Raw genomic sequence first — 16,391 nt, forward strand, 5'->3', positions numbered from 1 at the left:
AATATACACAATTCTTAGAAAGTAAAGGTGTAAAAGATATTGTAAAAATAGGAGTAGCCTTTGAGGGTAAGAAAGTTGAATTTAGATATATAGATTAAATGAGAGGAAAAATCCTCTCATTTTTTAATATATGAAATTCTTATTTTTTCCTTTAAAGAGGTACAAAAGTGTGTAGTGTATCTCTTTTCTTCTATAAAGTTATTAATGTTTGCACTCTTTTTCAAAGTTTAACTTCATTCTCTTTGTTCTCAATTTAGCTTCTTCAGTTGCCATCTCTATATTCAATTTCTCTATCTTTTCCCAATCTGGGTTCTCATTTAATAATTCTTTTCTTATCTCTAATTTCTTAGCTTCTATAACCGATCTTGCTTCAACTGTTTCTGGATCATTTCTATGATGTCCCATCTTATGCATTCTGTGTATGTGTCTTGGAATTATCTCTCTATCAGTTTCCTCAATATTATCTTTAGCAAAACTTATTACACTTATTGTTAATATCATCATCAATATTCCTAATAATCTTTTCAATATATAATCACCTCTTAAAATAAGTATATCTTTTATTTATGACTTAAATATGTCAAACTAAAAATAAATTTCTCTTCTCTTATCTCGATATCAAATGGAATACTATGAAGCTCTAAAATTTTCTTTATAATTGAAAGTCCTAATCCGTGACCATCAATCTTTAATTCAGTAGCATTATCTCCTCTAGCAAATGGTTGTAGTAGATTATCTTCACTTAAATTTTCTCTTATCATTGTTAGATTTTCAAATCTAACACAATCTCCCTCTTGATATATCCTTATCTCACTCTCTTCTGGTGAGTATTTTAAAGCATTTTGAACAATATTGTCAACTGCTATCTGAATGAACTTTTTATTCCCTTCTAACATCACTCTTTCTAACTCTATATTCCATTGAATATCCTTTTGCAACTCCAAAAACTCATATTTCTCAATACTATTTTTTATTATTAGTTTTAAATCTAAATCCTCCTTATCTATTTTTAAACCTACAGAGGATAACCTAGATAGTAAAAGTAGTGATTGAACTAGTTCATTCATATTATTACTCTCTTTTAATATAGCCTTGTAATATCTCCTCTGCTCCTCCTCACTCTTCAAACTTCCTTTCAATAAATATTGTGCATGAGAATTTATAACAGAGATAGGTGTTTTTAACTCATGTGAAGCATTGGAAACAAAGGATTTTAAGTTATCTATTGATAATGAGAGACTTCTTGACATAGTATTTATATTCTCACTTAGCTCTAACAATTCATCACTTGTATTGACTACTGCTTTTTCGGAAAAATCTAGCTTTGTAATTTTTTTTGCAACCCTATTTAACTCATATATATTTTTTGTGATCTTTTTTGCAAATATCCTACTTATAATTATACTTAAGATCAATGTTATTACTAAGGTGATTAAATTTAGAAAATATACCTCATGTCTATGCATACTCATAACAGATAGTGATGTGCTTAAAAACAAAGTTTTCTCTGGAGATAACTTTTCCTTATATACCAGTAACATTATGTGTCCCTGTTCAAGATTGTTAATATGAAATCCATCTTTTATATCATCAAAATTATCCTTATACTCTATTCCATAAAAAGAATCATAGTAATTGTTATTTGAAATATATATATCTATCCCTTGAGTGTTTCTAATATCTTCAACATAGTCTTCAAAAATCTTCTCATCAATCATCAATCTTTTTACTGTTGGAACTATCTTTTTTATCTCACTCTTTTTTCTAGCTATATAAAATGAATCTGCCACAAAAACACTAAAAACATAACTAAGTGTCACTGTAAATATAACTAAAAATATTGAAAAAATAAATATTTTTCTAAATAGATTAATTCTTACTCTCATCAAAGCTATACCCCATACCTCTCACTGTTTTCAACAGATAGCTATACTTGTCCATCTTTTTTCTAACTCTCTTTACCAAGGTATCTACTACTCTATCATCTCCATCAAAGTCAAAACCCCATACCTCATTCAAAAGATACTCTCTTGAAAATATTATTCCCTTATTTTTTATCATATACTCTAAAAATTGTATCTCTCTCCTTGTAAGTTCAATACTACTATTTTCAATGATTATCTCACCTTTTTTAGCATCAAATGAAAAATCTTCAAATTTATATATACTTACATCATCTAACTTCAACAGCTTTTTTACTTTTAAAGTTAAAATCTTCAAATTAAACGGCTTAGTAATATAGTCATCTGCTCCTAGATCAAGTCCTCTATACTCATCTTCATCTGAATCTCTAGCTGTCATCATAAGTATTGGTAGTGTTGAAACCTTTCTTATCTCTTTACAAACTTCCCAACCTGTCTTTTTAGGAAGATTTATATCTAAAAGAACCAATTGAGGACTCTCTAAATAAAATTTTTCTATCCCCTCTTCTCCATTATAAGCTACAACAACACTAAAACCTTCCTGTTTAAAGTTATCCTGTAAAACATTTACTAAACTTTTTTCATCTTCTATTATCAATATCTTTCTCTTCATCAATTCCCCTTTCAATCTATAAAGCTATTGAAAATGATAGTGTTCATCAGTTAGATGGAGAACATGTCTATATCTGTGTCTCAATGAAAAATATATACAAGCTATGAGTATATATCCAAACCCAGCTATTATAAACACCTTATCCCTCAATAAATAATAGAACTCTATCCCAAAAAAACTTCCCAATAAAAATACCAACACTGTAACTATACAGAAGTAAACTTTCCATTTATCCTGTTTTTTTCCCTTCAAACAGTGCCCTATATACACTCCAGTATCTGTTAGATTCCCACTTATATGACTTGTTCTCACAACAACTCCCTTATATGATATAAAGAGCCCATTTTGAACTCCTATCATAAATGGTAGATAGTAAAAGAAGATCCAGGTATCTTTTACTGTTGCATAGAGTAGTAATAATCCACATCCCAATGTAAACATTGAATATCCATAACGTCTCTTTAGGTTAAACTCTCTTCCATCAACCAAATATCCTGAGATAGTAGAGCCAAAAACAAAAGCTATTATAATGGACATAATTTTAAATACCTCTAAAAAATTTCCATCTCCTATATTGATAGCAGCTTTTGATACATGCCCTGTAAAATGTGAAACTGTATAGGAATACTTTGCAATACTTATAGTATTTATAAATCCCCCCAAAAAACATAACATATAGATCCAATTTAATAAAAGTCTATGTAAAACCCTCATTTTTTCCCCCTAAATTATTGGTATACTAAGAAATCATACCCTTTTTTTTAGAAAATTTCAAGTATATATTATACTCTTATCTCAAAATTCTATTTTTAAAAAGAAATGAGAAAAAAATAGATATATGGTATAATACTCTCAATGAGAGAGGAGGAATAGTATATGAATTTAAATACCAAACAATTTGAAGCTGTCACTACTACAGAAGGTCCACTTCTTCTTATCTCTGGACCTGGTTCTGGAAAAACTAGAACACTGGTAGAAAGAACTATATACCTTTTAACTGAAAAAAAAGTTAAACCTGAAAATATTTTTCTCTCTACCTTTACAGAAAAGGCTGCTAGAGAATTGATTACAAGAATATCTGAACGATTGAAAGAGTTGGGACACAAGATAAATCTATATGAGATGTATATTGGAACACTACACTCAATATTTTTAAGACTCATTGATGAAAATATTGAATACTCTTTCTTTAGATCAGGGTATAGAGTATTAGATGATGTTGACCAACAATTTTTTATATATAGTAGAATTAAAAATTTTAGTGAGTTAGAGGGGTATCGTGAATTTTTTAGGGATATTCCTGCTAATAACAGTTGGGAGAGAAGTCAAAAGATATTATTCTGGTTAAATAAAATCAATGAAGAGGGAAGAAGATTAGATAATCTCAAAACTGAAAATAAAAAAATCCTATTTTTAAAGAGTGCTCATAAGAGATATCACGAGATGCTAGTAGAAGAGAATATCATAGATTTTACAACTATTCAAAGAGAGATGTATAGAATACTCCACAATGAAGAGGTTCTTGAAAAATTAAAAAATAAAATGCACTACATAATGATAGATGAATATCAAGATACCAATAGTATCCAAGAAAAAATAATCTTTTTGCTTGGTGAAAAATATAAAAATATCTGTGTTGTAGGTGATGATGATCAAGGAATTTATCGTTTTAGAGGAGCTTCCATTAAAAACATTCTCCAATTTCCAGAGAGATTTGAACAGGGAGTGTGTAAAAAAATAAATTTAGATATCAATTATCGTTCACACGAAGATATTATTAGATTTTGTAACAGGTGGATAAATCTCATCAATTGGAGAGAGTTCCGTTTTAGAAAAGATATTGTCCCTCCTGCTGATAGCTCTTTTCCAGACTATAGTGGAGTAGTCAGAATAGGTGGAGATTCTGAAAAAAAATGGAAGGATAATATATATAAATTTATTAAAAATTTAAAAACTACAAATAAGATCGAAGACTATAGTCAAGTAGCATTTCTTTTTAGAAGTGTTCAATCATCCAATGTAAAAGAGCTAAAAAAACATCTAGAAAGTTTAGGTATTCCTATATACTCACCTAGATCAAAAGATTTTTTTGATAGATCAGAGATAAAATTGGTAATTGGGGCTCTTTTAGTATATTTTCCACACTGTAAATATCTAATACTTGATGAGGTACAAAATCGTGGAAATAGAATTTTTGATTACTATAAAGAGTGTCTTACTCTTCTTAAAAAAGTTATAAAAAATGATGAAGAACTCTATAGCTGGTTAGTTGAAAAAAGAAAAGAGAACTCATATGAAACGACTCTTTTTATTCCAAGTTTTAGAAAAATATTTTACTCTCTTCTCCAATTTGATACTTTTAAAAATTTTATTAAAATTGATATCAACAATGTAAAAGAGGGAAGAGAGACTTACAACTTAGGAGTTTTTTCTGAACTCTTAGAAAAATTTGAAAGATTATCAAAGGTTGAAGATATTCAAAAAGATGATGTTGAAAAAGTTATAAAATACTTTTTTAATGTTTATTTAAAAAATCTCTACCATAAAAAAATTGATGAATATGAAAATAAAGAGGAGTTCCCTTTAGGAGCAATTCCATTTTTAACTTTTCATCAAGCTAAGGGTCTTGAATTTCCTATTGTTATTGTAGGCTCTTTAGATTCAACTCCAGCTTTCAAGGAGAAAACTGAAGAGGACGTACTATGTGAACTTTTGAGATTAGATGATAATTTTGAACCTAGAGATAAGAAGAGTGAGTTTGATTTTTGGAGAATATACTATACAGCCTTTTCTCGTGCTCAAAATCTTCTAGTTCTTACTAGCATAGAGAATAGATCTGGAAAAAATGAACTTCCTTCACGAACTTTTAGATCTATCTATGAATCAATTCCATATGTTACTGATGAAAAATTTAAATTGGAAAACTTGAATGTTGAAACTTTAAAAAAAGTTGAGATAAAACCACTTCTATCTTATACTGGGCATATTCTTCTCTATGATTTTTGCCCTTTAAAATATAGATTTATTAAGGATTTTAAATTTAAACCGTTCTATTCTAAGGACACTTTTTATGGAATTTTTGTACATAGGGTAATTGAAAAGGTTCACAGAGATTTTCTAGCAAATCTTTTTGATAATAATTTAGAGGAGATTATCAACGATATTGGTAACTCTTTAGAAAAAGAACTTAAAACCAACTTCCCAGTAGAGATTCGTGAAAAAGTTAGATACCATATTAGTAACTATCTTGAAAATAGCAATTTAGAAGATATAGTTGCCACTGAATTTGAAGCATACAGTATTGAAAAAAACTATATTATGATTGGTACTTTGGATCTTGTTAAAAAAACTCCTTTGGGAATAGAGATTATTGATTTTAAAACAGGTAAATTTGATAAAAGTAGATTTGAAATCTATAAACATCAATTGGAGATCTATGCTTATCTTTTAAAGGACAAATACTCCTTAGAAAATATTAAGGCATCTCTCTATTATATTGATGAGGAAAATTCTAAAATTGAGATTGATTTAGATAGTTCTAACATTGAAAAAAGTGTTGAAAAATTTGATATAATCGCATCTGAACTTTTAAAGAAAAATTTTCCACCAAGAAAATTTGATGATAAATGTTCTAAATGTGAGTTTAATTATTATTGTATGATTAAGGAGGAATCTTGAAGCAAAATTATGATTTACTAATGGAAAAGGAGATAGAAAAAATTCAAAACTTGGAAAGAAAACCAAAACTTCTTCTGCACTCTTGTTGTGCTCCTTGTAGCTGTGCTGTAATAGAGTATCTTTTAAAATATTTCCATATTACAATATTTTTCTATAATCCTAACATTACATTTGAAGATGAATATACTAAAAGATTGGAGGAGCAAAAAAAATATCTAGAGGAGAGAAACTATCCTATTGAAGTTATCGAGGGAAGGTATAGTCCTCGAGAGGATTTTTTTGAAAAAGTCAAGGGATTAGAGAAAGTAAAAGAGGGAGGAGAAAGATGTTTTAGTTGTTATGGTCTGCGTTTGGAAGAAACTGCCTTAAAAGCTAAAGAGCTTGAATTTGACTATTTTTCTACAGCTCTTAGTATCAGCCCTATGAAAAACTCTCAATGGATAAATGAACTTGGAGAAAGCTTAGGTGAAAAATACCAAGTTAAATTTTTAAATGGAGATTTTAAAAAGAAAAATCGTTATGCCCAGTCTGTAAATATCTCTAAAGAGTATAATCTCTATAGACAAGATTACTGTGGTTGTGTCTTTTCAAAAATGGAAAGAGAGGAGTATAAAAAGATCAAAGAATCATCTCAAACAACAGTTTAAATAGAAATTAGAGTAGCTTAGGTTTTTACTTAAGCTACTCTATTACTAATCTATTTTATCTCATAACCAGCTTCTCTTATCTTCTCTAACACTCTATCTCTATGTTGGATATCACTACACTCCATAACCAATGTTACCTCTTGCATAGTTATTCCTAAATCACCATTATACATACTTTGAGTTATATGTAACACATTGGCTCTATTAGCTGTAAGTAGTCCTAAAAGTTTTTCTATCTCTCCAAATCTATCGTGTACCTTTACTTTGAATTGATATCTTCTACCCTTATTTATCAAGGCTCTGTTTAAAACTCTTTCAACTAAGTTTATATCTATATTTCCTCCAGATACAACTGCACAAGTCTTTTTATTTTTACAATCTATTTTTCCAGCTAAGATTGCTGCTAGTGGTGTAGCTCCTGCTCCCTCTGCTACAACTTTACTCTTCTCCATCAAGAATAGTATTGCTTCTGCTATCTCAGCTTCTGAAACTGTAACTACTTCATCTACATATTTTTTTACTAACTCTAATGTTTTACAACCAACTTTTTTTACTGCTATTCCATCTGCAATTGTAGGTTGAGCACAAACTTCACAACACTCACCGTTTTTAAGAGCTTCTGTCATTGAAGCTGCATTTTCTGACTCTACACCTATTACTCTTATATTTGGATTAAGAGATTTCACTGCTGTTGCTATTCCAGCTAAGATACCTCCTCCTCCTATTGGAACTAACACTGTATCTATATCATTTGCATCTTCTAATATTTCAAGTCCTATTGTTCCCTGTCCAGCTATTACATCATCATCATCAAATGGGTGTAAAAATACTGCACCTGTTTCTTTTTGTATCTCACAAGCTTTTGCAAAAGCATCATCATAAACACTTCCATGTAATACAACTTGCCCACCATATCCTTTAGTTGCTGCTACTTTTGCTATTGGTGCTGTCTCAGGCATAACAATTGTGGCTTTTATTCCTTGAGCTGTTGCTCCTAAAGCTATTCCTTGAGCATGATTTCCAGCTGAAGATGCTATTACTCCTCTTTTTTTCTCCTCTTCAGTCAAATTAGCTATTCTATTTAAAGCTCCTCTCACTTTAAAAGATCCTGTTTTTTGTAGATTTTCTAATTTAAAAAATACCTTTCCACCAAACTCTTCTTCTAATGTTGGACACTCTATTAAAGGTGTTCTTTTTATTGAGTTTTCTATCGTTTCTTTTGCTTTTTTAATTCTTTCTAAAGTTACAGTCATTTTTACTCCTCCTCAAAGAATAAGTTTGCTTTATAATACAATTATAAACTTATAATTCATTTTAGTCAAATTTCGTACTATTTTTTATAAAAAAAATTCTTTGTTTTGTAGAATTAAAATATATTTTATTAATTATTATACTAGCATATATTTATTTATATATATTGATTTGTTTGTGAATAAAACTTAGTTGTTTTCAGTTTAAAGAAAATTAAAATAAATGTAGATTTATTCTCTTTTATTTTTCTTTTTTTATATACTCGCTATTTAAATAAATAATATTTATTTTTAATTAAAAAAAACTACCAATAAATTTTATTTTTACTGGTAGTTTTTCCCTAGAGAATTATAAAATACTTATTTTTCTCTTGTTATATTAATTTTTTCCAATACTTCTATTATACTTTTATTAAACAATCCACTTAATTTATGCTTTTCTCCATCTTTAGTTAAAAGAGTTATTGTATTCATAAGTCCTACAGAAAATGAAGCTATCTCCTCTAATTTATATTCAAATGCTGAGCTAGAACGCCCTTGAGTTGGAGTAAAGACAACTCTTTTATTTGTTATAAATAAATTTCCTGGATTTGGTTGTGGTACAACAAGTAATGTTTTTATGTGTGAAACTTGTTTTTTTATTAATAACTCTTCACCTTCAACTAATTTCATCTCTGCCATATTCTCCCCCATTCCTTATATTTTTTTACTCTCTACAAATTCCTTGCTCTTTTGCTAGTTTTTCTACTGCACTCGCAACAGCTTCTGAAACTCTTTTATCAAAAGGATCTGGAATAATATAGTTTTTCTCTAACTCCTCATCTTTTATCAATGATGCTAAACCTTTAGCTGCAGCTATTTTCATCTCTTCAGTTATTTTTTTAGATTTTGCTCTCAATGCACCTTTAAATAATCCTGGGAATACTAAAACGTTATTGATTTGGTTTGGATAGTCAGATCTTCCTGTTCCTACTATTGCTGCTCCAGCCTCTAAAGCATCCTCTGGCATAATTTCTGGTGTAGGGTTTGCCATAGCAAAAACGATAGCATCTCTATTCATAGTTCTCACCATATCTTTTGTCAATACATTTGGAGCTGATACTCCTACAAATACATCTGCACCTACTATTGCTTCTGCAAGTCCACCACTTATATCTTGTGAGTTTGTAATCTCAGCCAACTCTTTTTTAGAGAAGTCATACTTATCTTTTTCACTTCTTCTTAAAATTCCAACTCTATCTACAGCCATTATCTCTTTTGCACCTAATTTTTTTATCAATTTTATTATAGAACTTCCAGCTGCTCCAGCTCCATTTACAACTACTTTTATATCCTCAATCTTTTTATTTACAACTTTTAAGGCATTTATAACTCCAGCTGCAACAACTATAGCTGTTCCGTGTTGGTCATCATGAAATACAGGTATATCTAATTCAGCTTTTAATCTTGTCTCTATCTCAATACATCTTGGGGCAGAAATATCCTCTAAGTTTATTCCCCCTAGACCTGGTGCTATTAGTTTAACTGTTCTTATTATCTCTTCAGGATCTTTAGTATTTAAACAAATTGGAATAGCATCAACATCTCCAAACTCTTTAAATAGCACACATTTTCCCTCCATTACAGGAAGTGCAGCCTCTGGTCCAATATCTCCCAATCCTAAAACAGCAGTTCCATCTGTAACCACTGCTACTAAATTTCCTTTTCCTGTATATTTATATACATCCTCTTTATTTGCTGCTATTTTTCTACAAGGTTCTGCTACTCCTGGAGAGTATGCTAAGCTTAAATCCTCTCTATTTTCTACTTTAACTTTAGAAACTACTGATAATTTACCTTTATTTTGTTCATGTAGCTCTAATGCTCTCTCATATACATCTGCCATTTTCATTCCTCCAGTTAGATTTTTTTCCTTACATTCTCATTATATTCCTTTTCATAAAATAAGTAAAGGATTTTGTGTATTATTTTTGTAGCAAATAACTATTACAGTACATTATTTTCTCAAAATATTTTTTTGAAAAAATTTTTTTAATATTTTATCATTCCACCACCTAATACAAAATCTCCAGAATAAATAACTAGATGCTGACCAGGGGCATTTTGTACATTATCTACATTATATTCAAAATATACTTTATCTTCCTTTTCTACTATCATTCCCAAAGCCCCTATACTTGAAAATCTTGGTCTACCTATTAACTCTTTTCCAACTAACTCTTCTAGTGGAACGGCAAATTTACACTCCACTAGCTCAACTCTCTTCTTGGCTAGTTCCTCATACTCACCTAAAACAATCTCATTTCTCTCTGGTATTATCTGGGTAATAAAATAGGCTCTTGGTAATTTTAGATCTAAGCCTCTTCTCTGACCAATTGTATAAAGTTGATAACCTTGATGTTCTCCCATCTTCTTACCACTGCTATCTACAAAATCTCCCTTTTTTATCTCATCTTTCAAATTAGCTCTTAAAAAATCTATATACCCAGCCTTAGCAAAACAAATTCCTTGACTATCCTTTTTATCATGTATCTCTAAATTTATACTTTTACCAATCTCTCTTATCTCACTTTTTGTATATTTAAACAGAGGAAATAAAAGTCTTTCTATCCTCTCTCCTGTAAGTCTATATAGCATATAGCTTTGGTCTTTTTTTATATCCTCAGCTCTTTTTAACAGTACTCTTCTATACTCATCATTAAACTCTGTTGAGCAATAGTGACCTGTAGCTATATAGTAAGCTCCCTCTTCCTCTGCTATATCAAAGAGTATCTTCATCTTTACTCTCTCATCACATATAACACAAGGCGAGGGTGTTATCCCGCTAGAATAACCTCTTAAAAAGTCATCTATTACCTCTTTTTGAAAAATCTCTTCTATATCTACAACTCTATGCTTTATATTAAAAAATTCAGCAACTTTTTGTGCTGCTTGAATCTCATATTTCAAAGAATCCTCTTTTTTATGATTAAGTGTTACCCCAATAACCTCATATCCCTCCTGTAACAATAAATGTACAGATACTGAGGAATCTATTCCACCACTCATACCTATAACTACTCTATTTTTATCCATTAGCACCTCTTTATTTTTTTATATGTATCTCTCCTATATCAAACTTTAAACTCTCTCCAGCTATATTAACAGAAAGCTTTCCATCTCTATCTATTCCTGTGGCAATACCTACTCCAAGAGATTTCCTATCGTTTATTACCTCTATTTGTCTATTTAAAAGATAATCATAATGCTCTATCTCCTTTAAAATCTCTGTCCACTCTTTTTCCAAATAAAGTTTAAACTCATTTATTATGCAATAGATAACATCATCAATAATATAGTGTCTATTTGTAACTTTTTTTAGAGAGATAGCACTCTCTTGAGCATATCCAAAATCCAAATTATTAATATTGATACCTATACCAATTATAAAAAAATCATCTATTTTCTCTACTAAAACACCACTCAATTTCTTATCTTCTAAATATATATCATTTGTCCATTTAAACTTATAGTCTAAATCCTCTATTTTTTTTAAAGCTGATAAAATAGATATTCCAACTATTAAGGGAAGTCTTTTATACTCCTCTATCTCTTTGCTCCTATCCTCTTGTAAAGCAAAAGAAAAAAGAGCCATTCCCATATTAGAAACCCATCTATTACCTCGTCGTCCTACCCCAGCAGTTTGAGTCTGAGCTATAACACAATCGTAATTTTTCAACTCTTTTCTAGATTTTAAATATTTATTTGTAGAATCAATCTCTTCAAACTTAAATACTCGCATCTCAACCTCTTTCTAATTTTGATTATAAAAAAAGCACATCTAAAAGATGTGCTAATCTACAAAGTGGTGCCTAGAGCCGGAATCGAACCGGCACGGTAACTAAATACCACAGGATTTTAAGTCCTGTGCGTCTACCTGTTCCGCCATCCAGGCAGTTGCCTTCACAACAAATTTATTCTACTATATTTATATTATTTTGTCAATATTTTTTTATTAAGCTTGGAATTTTATTTCTCCTTTTACTACAGTCATCTCAACACTATAATCTGGATTTAATAAAACTATATCTGCATCTTTACCCTCTTGAAGAACACCTGCATTTAAACCAAACTCTTTAGCAGCGTTTGTACTTGTCATCTTAACTGCATCAAATATACTATATCCTAACTCTATCATATGTTTAAATGCTTTATCCATAGTAAGTACACTTCCTGCTAAACTATTATTACTTACAAGTCTAGCTTGTCCATCTCCTACATATACATCTAATTCACCTAATTTATAATTTCCATCAGGTAAACCTGTAGCACACATAGCATCAGTTATACATAGTACTCTGTCTACACCCTTAGCTTTTATTAAAAGTCTTACTGCTTCTGGATGTACGTGGATCTTATCAAAAATTATCTCTGCATTAACATTATCATTAACCATTACAGCACCCACTACACCAGGTTCTCTATGAGTGAATCCTTTCATTCCATTATATGTATGAGTAGCATGTGATACTCCTGCTTTTACAGCTTCTTGAACCTCTTCAAAAGAGATACCAGAGTGTCCTACTGAAACTACTACATTTTTCTCTTTTAAGTATTTTATAGATTCTAGAGCACCTTCTCCCTTAGCAGCCATTGAAAATAATTTTACAAGTCCTGGTTTTACATTTAGATACTCTTCAATCTCCTGAATTCCAGCTGGTTTAATATATTTATCATTTTGAGCTCCCTTATATTGAACATCAAAATATGGTCCTTCCATATGTGCACCAAATATATTTGCACCTTCTATTCTCTCATTTTGTAATTTTCCTATTTTTTCCAATACCTCTTTTAATGTCTCTTTATCACTTGTCAAAGTTGTTGCTAAAAAGTTAGTTGTTCCGTGTTTAACTATAAATTTAGATATAGTTCTCAATGCCTCTTCGCTATTATCCATAGCATCAGCACCACCTGCACCATGAATATGAACATCTATAAATCCTGGAACTACATATCTTCCCTCTACATCTATTCCACCTAATTCTCCAAACATAGTTCCTTCATAGATCTTCTTTATCTTTCCATCTCTTAATACGATTGCTCCATTTATTATTCTATCTGGTAAAACTATTTTAGCATTTGTTAATATTAATCCTGACATAAGAATCCCCCTCTTAAACCTTGAATTTTAAAATCAATATATCTGCCTTACATTAATATTTTATTACATTTTTATTATTTTAACAATGATTTTTTTTAATTTTTCTAAGAAAGTTGATTCTGTATGCACATATCTACTGTATTTTATTTTTATTCTCTTCATTCCCTGACCACACTCTAATCTCTTTAATTTTCGCTCTCTATTTCCTCTGTCTCACTATCCTCAACAACTATTTTTTTCTTTTTTGCCTCACCATTTTTTAGAATCTCAAGTACTTTTTCCTCTATCATTTTAAAAAGTTCCTTTTCCTCTTCTAGTCTATTCTTAACATTTTCCTTTCCCTGTCCTAGTCTGATATCTCCAAAACTAAACCAAGCTCCAGACTTTGAAACAATGTCATTATCTAAAGCTAATTCAAATATCTCTCCTACTCTTGTTATTCCTTTACCATACATTATTTGAAAATTAGCCTCTTTAAATGGTGGTGCTACCTTATTTTTAGTTATTTTTACAACAGTTTCATTCCCTATTATCTCATCTCCCTGCTTTACACTTCCAACTTTTTTCACTTCCATTCTAACTGAAGCATAAAACTTTAATGCCTTTCCTCCTGTTGTTGTAGTCTGAGGTCCAAATCCAAAACTTCCTATCTTATCTCTTATCTGATTTATAAATATCATAGTAGTTTTTGATTTATTTAGAGATCCTGTTAATTTTCTTAAAGCTTTCGACATCAATCTTGCCTGTAATCCCATTTGTTGATCTGACATCTCACCATCTATTTCAGCTTTAGGTACTAGAGCAGCTACAGAGTCAATAACAATCAAATCTACAGCCCCAGATCTCACTAACATATCAGCAATCTCCAATGCCTGTTCTCCATAATCTGGTTGTGATATCAATAATTCATCTACATTAACTCCTAAAACTTTAGCATATTCAGGATCTAATGCATGTTCAGCATCAATATAAGCCACTATTCCATTATTTTTTTGAGCTTGTGCTACAACATGAAGAGCTATCGTTGTTTTTCCTGAACTCTCTGCACCATAGATCTCTACTATCCTTCCCTTAGGAACACCATTAACACCTAGAGCTATATCTATATTTAGACTTCCTGTAGATATAACATCTATCTCCATATTAAGATTGCTCCCCAACTTCATAATGGAACCCTCTCCAAAATCTTTTGTAATCTTTGTAAGTGCCTGTTCCAAAGCTTTTTCTTTACTCATCTCTTCTTTTTTTACAGCCATGTTCATCACCTATTCTTTATTTATAAAAATTGTATATCTATATCTATTAATAATATAGCACATTATAATTATTTTGTAAATATAATTTTCTATAAATATAGATAAGAAGAAATTTAACTTTTTTTTACTCTAGTTTTATGCTATAATTCAGTTAATCTTATAAAACATTATATTGATTTGGGTGAACAGATATATGTATATGAATTTTTTGAAAAAGTACTCTCTCTGGGTATTTTCTATATTTGTAAATTCTTTTGGAAACTGTTTGTTAATAAAAAGTAATATTGGTAGTGGTCCATGGATAGCGGCTAGTATGGGGATTGCACGATCTTCACATCTACAGATAGGTGTCTGTACTATAATTTTAAATTTTTTAGTCTATATACCTATTATCATTATATCTAAAAAGTTTAATCTTTTTAGATTGATAGGTTCATTTTTTGTAGCCTATATCTTTGGAATATTTTTAGATATGTTTTTAAATCTCTTTTCTACTATTTCATTTGAAAACTATCTATTGAGAATTTTAATATTTTTAATTGGAGATACAGTACTTTCAGCTGGAATTTCGGTCTATCTTAGATTAAATATAGCTCTCAATCCATTTGATCAATTTTTACAAACGGTTAACGAATATTTAATCTCTGATATTAAAAAAGCTAATCTTGTCTATTTAGGAGTTCCTCTTATTTTGGCAATTAGCTTTGGAATATATAATGGTTTTGATTTTACAGGAATTGGAATAGGAACACTAATTATGTTTCTCTTTAATGGAGTTTTTATTAAATTTTTCCACAAAAGAATTTCCATTCCTTCTGAAATCTTATTTCCTAGAAGATACATACAAAAACATTAAAAATTTTTATTAATATAATTAGGAGGATATTAGATGAAAAATATATTAGTTACTGGTGGTGCTGGTTATATTGGAAGTCATGCTGTGGCTGAACTTCTTGATTCAGGATATGAGGTTGTAGTTGTAGACTCTCTTGAAAATGGTTTTATAGAGTTAGTTGATAAAAGAGCTAAATTTTATCAAGGAAATGTTCAAGATTCTTCTATTATGGATACTATATTTTCAGAAAATAAAATAGATGCTGTTATGCATTTTGCTGGATATATAAAAGTCCCTGAAAGTGTTGTTGAACCTAACAAATACTATCTTAACAATACTTATACTGTAATGTGTCTTATAGAATCAATGAGAAAACACAATGTTAAAAATATTGTATTCTCATCTACAGCTGCTGTATATGGAGATGTAAAAGAGCCTGAGCCAGTTGAAGAGACTCACTCAACACTTCCTATCAATCCATATGGAATGAGTAAATTGATGTCTGAGAGAATTATTATGGATTCAGCTGCTGCTTATGGATTAAACTACTCTATTTTCAGATATTTTAATGTTGGTGGAGCACATGAAAAACATAATATCGGACAAAAAGGTGAGGGGATAACTGCTCTTATTCCACTTATATTAAAAGCTGCTAAAGGAGATATTCCTAAGCTATCTATCTATGGAAATGATTTTGATACTAAAGATGGAACTGGAATTAGAGATTATATACATGTTGTTGATCTAGTAAGAGCACACATTCTATCACTTAATAAGTTAGCTGAAAATAAAAGCAATATCTACAATTTAGGAAATGGTAATGGATTCTCTGTTTTAGAGATGCTAAACTCTGCTAAAGAGGTTACAAAAATAGATATACCTGCTGAATTTACTGGTAGAAGAGCTGGAGATCCACCTTGTGTTATTGCCTCTAGTAAAAAAGCTGTGGCTGAGCTTAACTGGAAACCAGTTTATACTGATGTTAAAGACATTATAAGAACAGCTTGGGAATGGAATTTAAGAAATAAAATCTAAATCAATTACAAAAGA

General features: G+C 30.1%; 15 protein-coding genes and 1 tRNA gene. 4 read left to right on the forward strand and 12 right to left on the reverse strand.

Annotated features, from left to right (window positions below):
• Nucleotides 1-201: 201 nt before the first annotated feature.
• Genes ABNK64_RS03965 through ABNK64_RS03980 form a run of 4 tightly spaced genes read right to left on the reverse strand, consistent with a single transcriptional unit; the run spans nucleotide 202 to nucleotide 3,249 of the window.
• On the reverse strand, nucleotides 202-528 hold the full coding sequence (locus ABNK64_RS03965) for a hypothetical protein (protein ID WP_349763550.1): 327 nt from the start codon (nucleotides 526-528) through the stop codon (nucleotides 202-204).
• A gap of 32 nt (nucleotides 529-560) precedes the next feature.
• Nucleotides 561-1,886: a HAMP domain-containing sensor histidine kinase gene (locus tag ABNK64_RS03970; RefSeq protein WP_349763551.1), complete on the reverse strand. Its 1,326-nt coding sequence runs from the start codon at nucleotides 1,884-1,886 to the stop codon at nucleotides 561-563.
• Nucleotides 1,870-2,535: a response regulator transcription factor gene (locus tag ABNK64_RS03975; protein ID WP_349763552.1), complete on the reverse strand. Its 666-nt coding sequence runs from the start codon at nucleotides 2,533-2,535 to the stop codon at nucleotides 1,870-1,872. Before ABNK64_RS03975 ends, ABNK64_RS03970 begins: the two co-directional genes overlap by 17 nt.
• 24 nt (nucleotides 2,536-2,559) lie before the next feature.
• Nucleotides 2,560-3,249 carry a YoaK family protein gene (locus tag ABNK64_RS03980; RefSeq protein ID WP_300340807.1) on the reverse strand — a complete coding sequence of 230 codons (690 nt, stop codon included), beginning with the start codon at nucleotides 3,247-3,249 and terminating at the stop codon, nucleotides 2,560-2,562.
• A 162-nt stretch (nucleotides 3,250-3,411) separates the two neighbouring features.
• Here ABNK64_RS03980 and ABNK64_RS03985 point away from each other — a divergent pair, with 162 nt between their 5' ends.
• A complete protein-coding gene (locus ABNK64_RS03985) occupies nucleotides 3,412-6,213 on the forward strand; it encodes an ATP-dependent helicase (RefSeq protein WP_349763553.1) in 2,802 nt (933 codons plus the stop codon).
• Nucleotides 6,210-6,860: an epoxyqueuosine reductase QueH gene (locus tag ABNK64_RS03990; RefSeq protein WP_349763554.1), complete on the forward strand. Its 651-nt coding sequence runs from the start codon at nucleotides 6,210-6,212 to the stop codon at nucleotides 6,858-6,860. Before ABNK64_RS03985 ends, ABNK64_RS03990 begins: the two co-directional genes overlap by 4 nt.
• Before the next feature lie 50 nt (nucleotides 6,861-6,910).
• On the opposite strand, the gene ilvA is transcribed toward ABNK64_RS03990, so the two are convergent.
• The 8 genes from ilvA to recA form a co-directional block, all read right to left on the reverse strand.
• Complete coding sequence (gene ilvA / locus ABNK64_RS03995; RefSeq protein ID WP_349763555.1) at nucleotides 6,911-8,113, reverse strand: threonine ammonia-lyase; 1,203 nt, start codon at nucleotides 8,111-8,113, stop codon at nucleotides 6,911-6,913.
• Between the two features lie 357 nt (nucleotides 8,114-8,470).
• Nucleotides 8,471-8,791, reverse strand: coding sequence for a GRAM domain-containing protein (locus ABNK64_RS04000; protein ID WP_349763556.1), 321 nt, complete (start codon nucleotides 8,789-8,791; stop codon nucleotides 8,471-8,473).
• A gap of 25 nt (nucleotides 8,792-8,816) precedes the next feature.
• The gene (locus ABNK64_RS04005) at nucleotides 8,817-9,995 is read right to left on the reverse strand and encodes an NAD(P)-dependent malic enzyme (RefSeq protein ID WP_300340797.1); all 1,179 of its coding nucleotides are present in this window, start codon (nucleotides 9,993-9,995) and stop codon (nucleotides 8,817-8,819) included.
• 146 nt (nucleotides 9,996-10,141) lie between these two features.
• Complete coding sequence (mnmA, locus tag ABNK64_RS04010; protein WP_349763557.1) at nucleotides 10,142-11,185, reverse strand: tRNA 2-thiouridine(34) synthase MnmA; 1,044 nt, start codon at nucleotides 11,183-11,185, stop codon at nucleotides 10,142-10,144.
• 10 nt (nucleotides 11,186-11,195) lie between these two features.
• On the reverse strand, nucleotides 11,196-11,891 hold the full coding sequence (locus ABNK64_RS04015) for a biotin--[acetyl-CoA-carboxylase] ligase (RefSeq protein WP_349763558.1): 696 nt from the start codon (nucleotides 11,889-11,891) through the stop codon (nucleotides 11,196-11,198).
• A 64-nt stretch (nucleotides 11,892-11,955) separates the two neighbouring features.
• Nucleotides 11,956-12,044: transfer RNA gene (locus ABNK64_RS04020), tRNA-Leu, on the reverse strand.
• 60 nt (nucleotides 12,045-12,104) lie between these two features.
• Nucleotides 12,105-13,250, reverse strand: coding sequence for an N-acetylglucosamine-6-phosphate deacetylase (gene nagA / locus ABNK64_RS04025; RefSeq protein WP_349763559.1), 1,146 nt, complete (start codon nucleotides 13,248-13,250; stop codon nucleotides 12,105-12,107).
• Between the two features lie 185 nt (nucleotides 13,251-13,435).
• Nucleotides 13,436-14,506, reverse strand: a complete 1,071-nt coding sequence (recA, locus tag ABNK64_RS04030) for a recombinase RecA (RefSeq protein ID WP_349763560.1) — start codon at nucleotides 14,504-14,506, stop codon at nucleotides 13,436-13,438.
• Nucleotides 14,507-14,699: 193 nt separating this feature from the next.
• Here recA and ABNK64_RS04035 point away from each other — a divergent pair, with 193 nt between their 5' ends.
• Nucleotides 14,700-15,362 (forward strand): YczE/YyaS/YitT family protein, encoded by a 663-nt coding sequence (locus ABNK64_RS04035; RefSeq protein WP_300389708.1) that lies wholly within the window; start codon nucleotides 14,700-14,702, stop codon nucleotides 15,360-15,362.
• A 33-nt stretch (nucleotides 15,363-15,395) separates the two neighbouring features.
• On the forward strand, nucleotides 15,396-16,376 hold the full coding sequence (gene galE, locus ABNK64_RS04040; protein ID WP_291256011.1) for a UDP-glucose 4-epimerase GalE: 981 nt from the start codon (nucleotides 15,396-15,398) through the stop codon (nucleotides 16,374-16,376).
• Nucleotides 16,377-16,391 lie beyond the last annotated feature (15 nt).

It is taken from the genome of Fusobacterium sp. SYSU M8D902 (assembly GCF_040199715.1).
GTDB lineage: Bacteria > Fusobacteriota > Fusobacteriia > Fusobacteriales > Fusobacteriaceae > Fusobacterium_A.

Coding starts and splice junctions, on each gene's coding strand:
- ABNK64_RS04035 (WP_300389708.1), top strand. CDS start 14,700: ATGTATATGAATTTTTTGAAAAAGTACTCTCTCTGGGTATTTTCTATA.
- ABNK64_RS04005 (WP_300340797.1), bottom strand. CDS start 9,995: ATGGCAGATGTATATGAGAGAGCATTAGAGCTACATGAACAAAATAAA.
- galE (WP_291256011.1), top strand. CDS start 15,396: ATGAAAAATATATTAGTTACTGGTGGTGCTGGTTATATTGGAAGTCAT.
- ABNK64_RS03970 (WP_349763551.1), bottom strand. CDS start 1,886: ATGAGAGTAAGAATTAATCTATTTAGAAAAATATTTATTTTTTCAATA.
- ABNK64_RS03980 (WP_300340807.1), bottom strand. CDS start 3,249: ATGAGGGTTTTACATAGACTTTTATTAAATTGGATCTATATGTTATGT.
- ABNK64_RS04000 (WP_349763556.1), bottom strand. CDS start 8,791: ATGGCAGAGATGAAATTAGTTGAAGGTGAAGAGTTATTAATAAAAAAA.
- ABNK64_RS03975 (WP_349763552.1), bottom strand. CDS start 2,535: ATGAAGAGAAAGATATTGATAATAGAAGATGAAAAAAGTTTAGTAAAT.
- mnmA (WP_349763557.1), bottom strand. CDS start 11,185: ATGGATAAAAATAGAGTAGTTATAGGTATGAGTGGTGGAATAGATTCC.
- ABNK64_RS03985 (WP_349763553.1), top strand. CDS start 3,412: ATGAATTTAAATACCAAACAATTTGAAGCTGTCACTACTACAGAAGGT.
- ilvA (WP_349763555.1), bottom strand. CDS start 8,113: ATGACTGTAACTTTAGAAAGAATTAAAAAAGCAAAAGAAACGATAGAA.
- nagA (WP_349763559.1), bottom strand. CDS start 13,250: ATGTCAGGATTAATATTAACAAATGCTAAAATAGTTTTACCAGATAGA.
- ABNK64_RS04015 (WP_349763558.1), bottom strand. CDS start 11,891: ATGCGAGTATTTAAGTTTGAAGAGATTGATTCTACAAATAAATATTTA.
- recA (WP_349763560.1), bottom strand. CDS start 14,506: ATGGCTGTAAAAAAAGAAGAGATGAGTAAAGAAAAAGCTTTGGAACAG.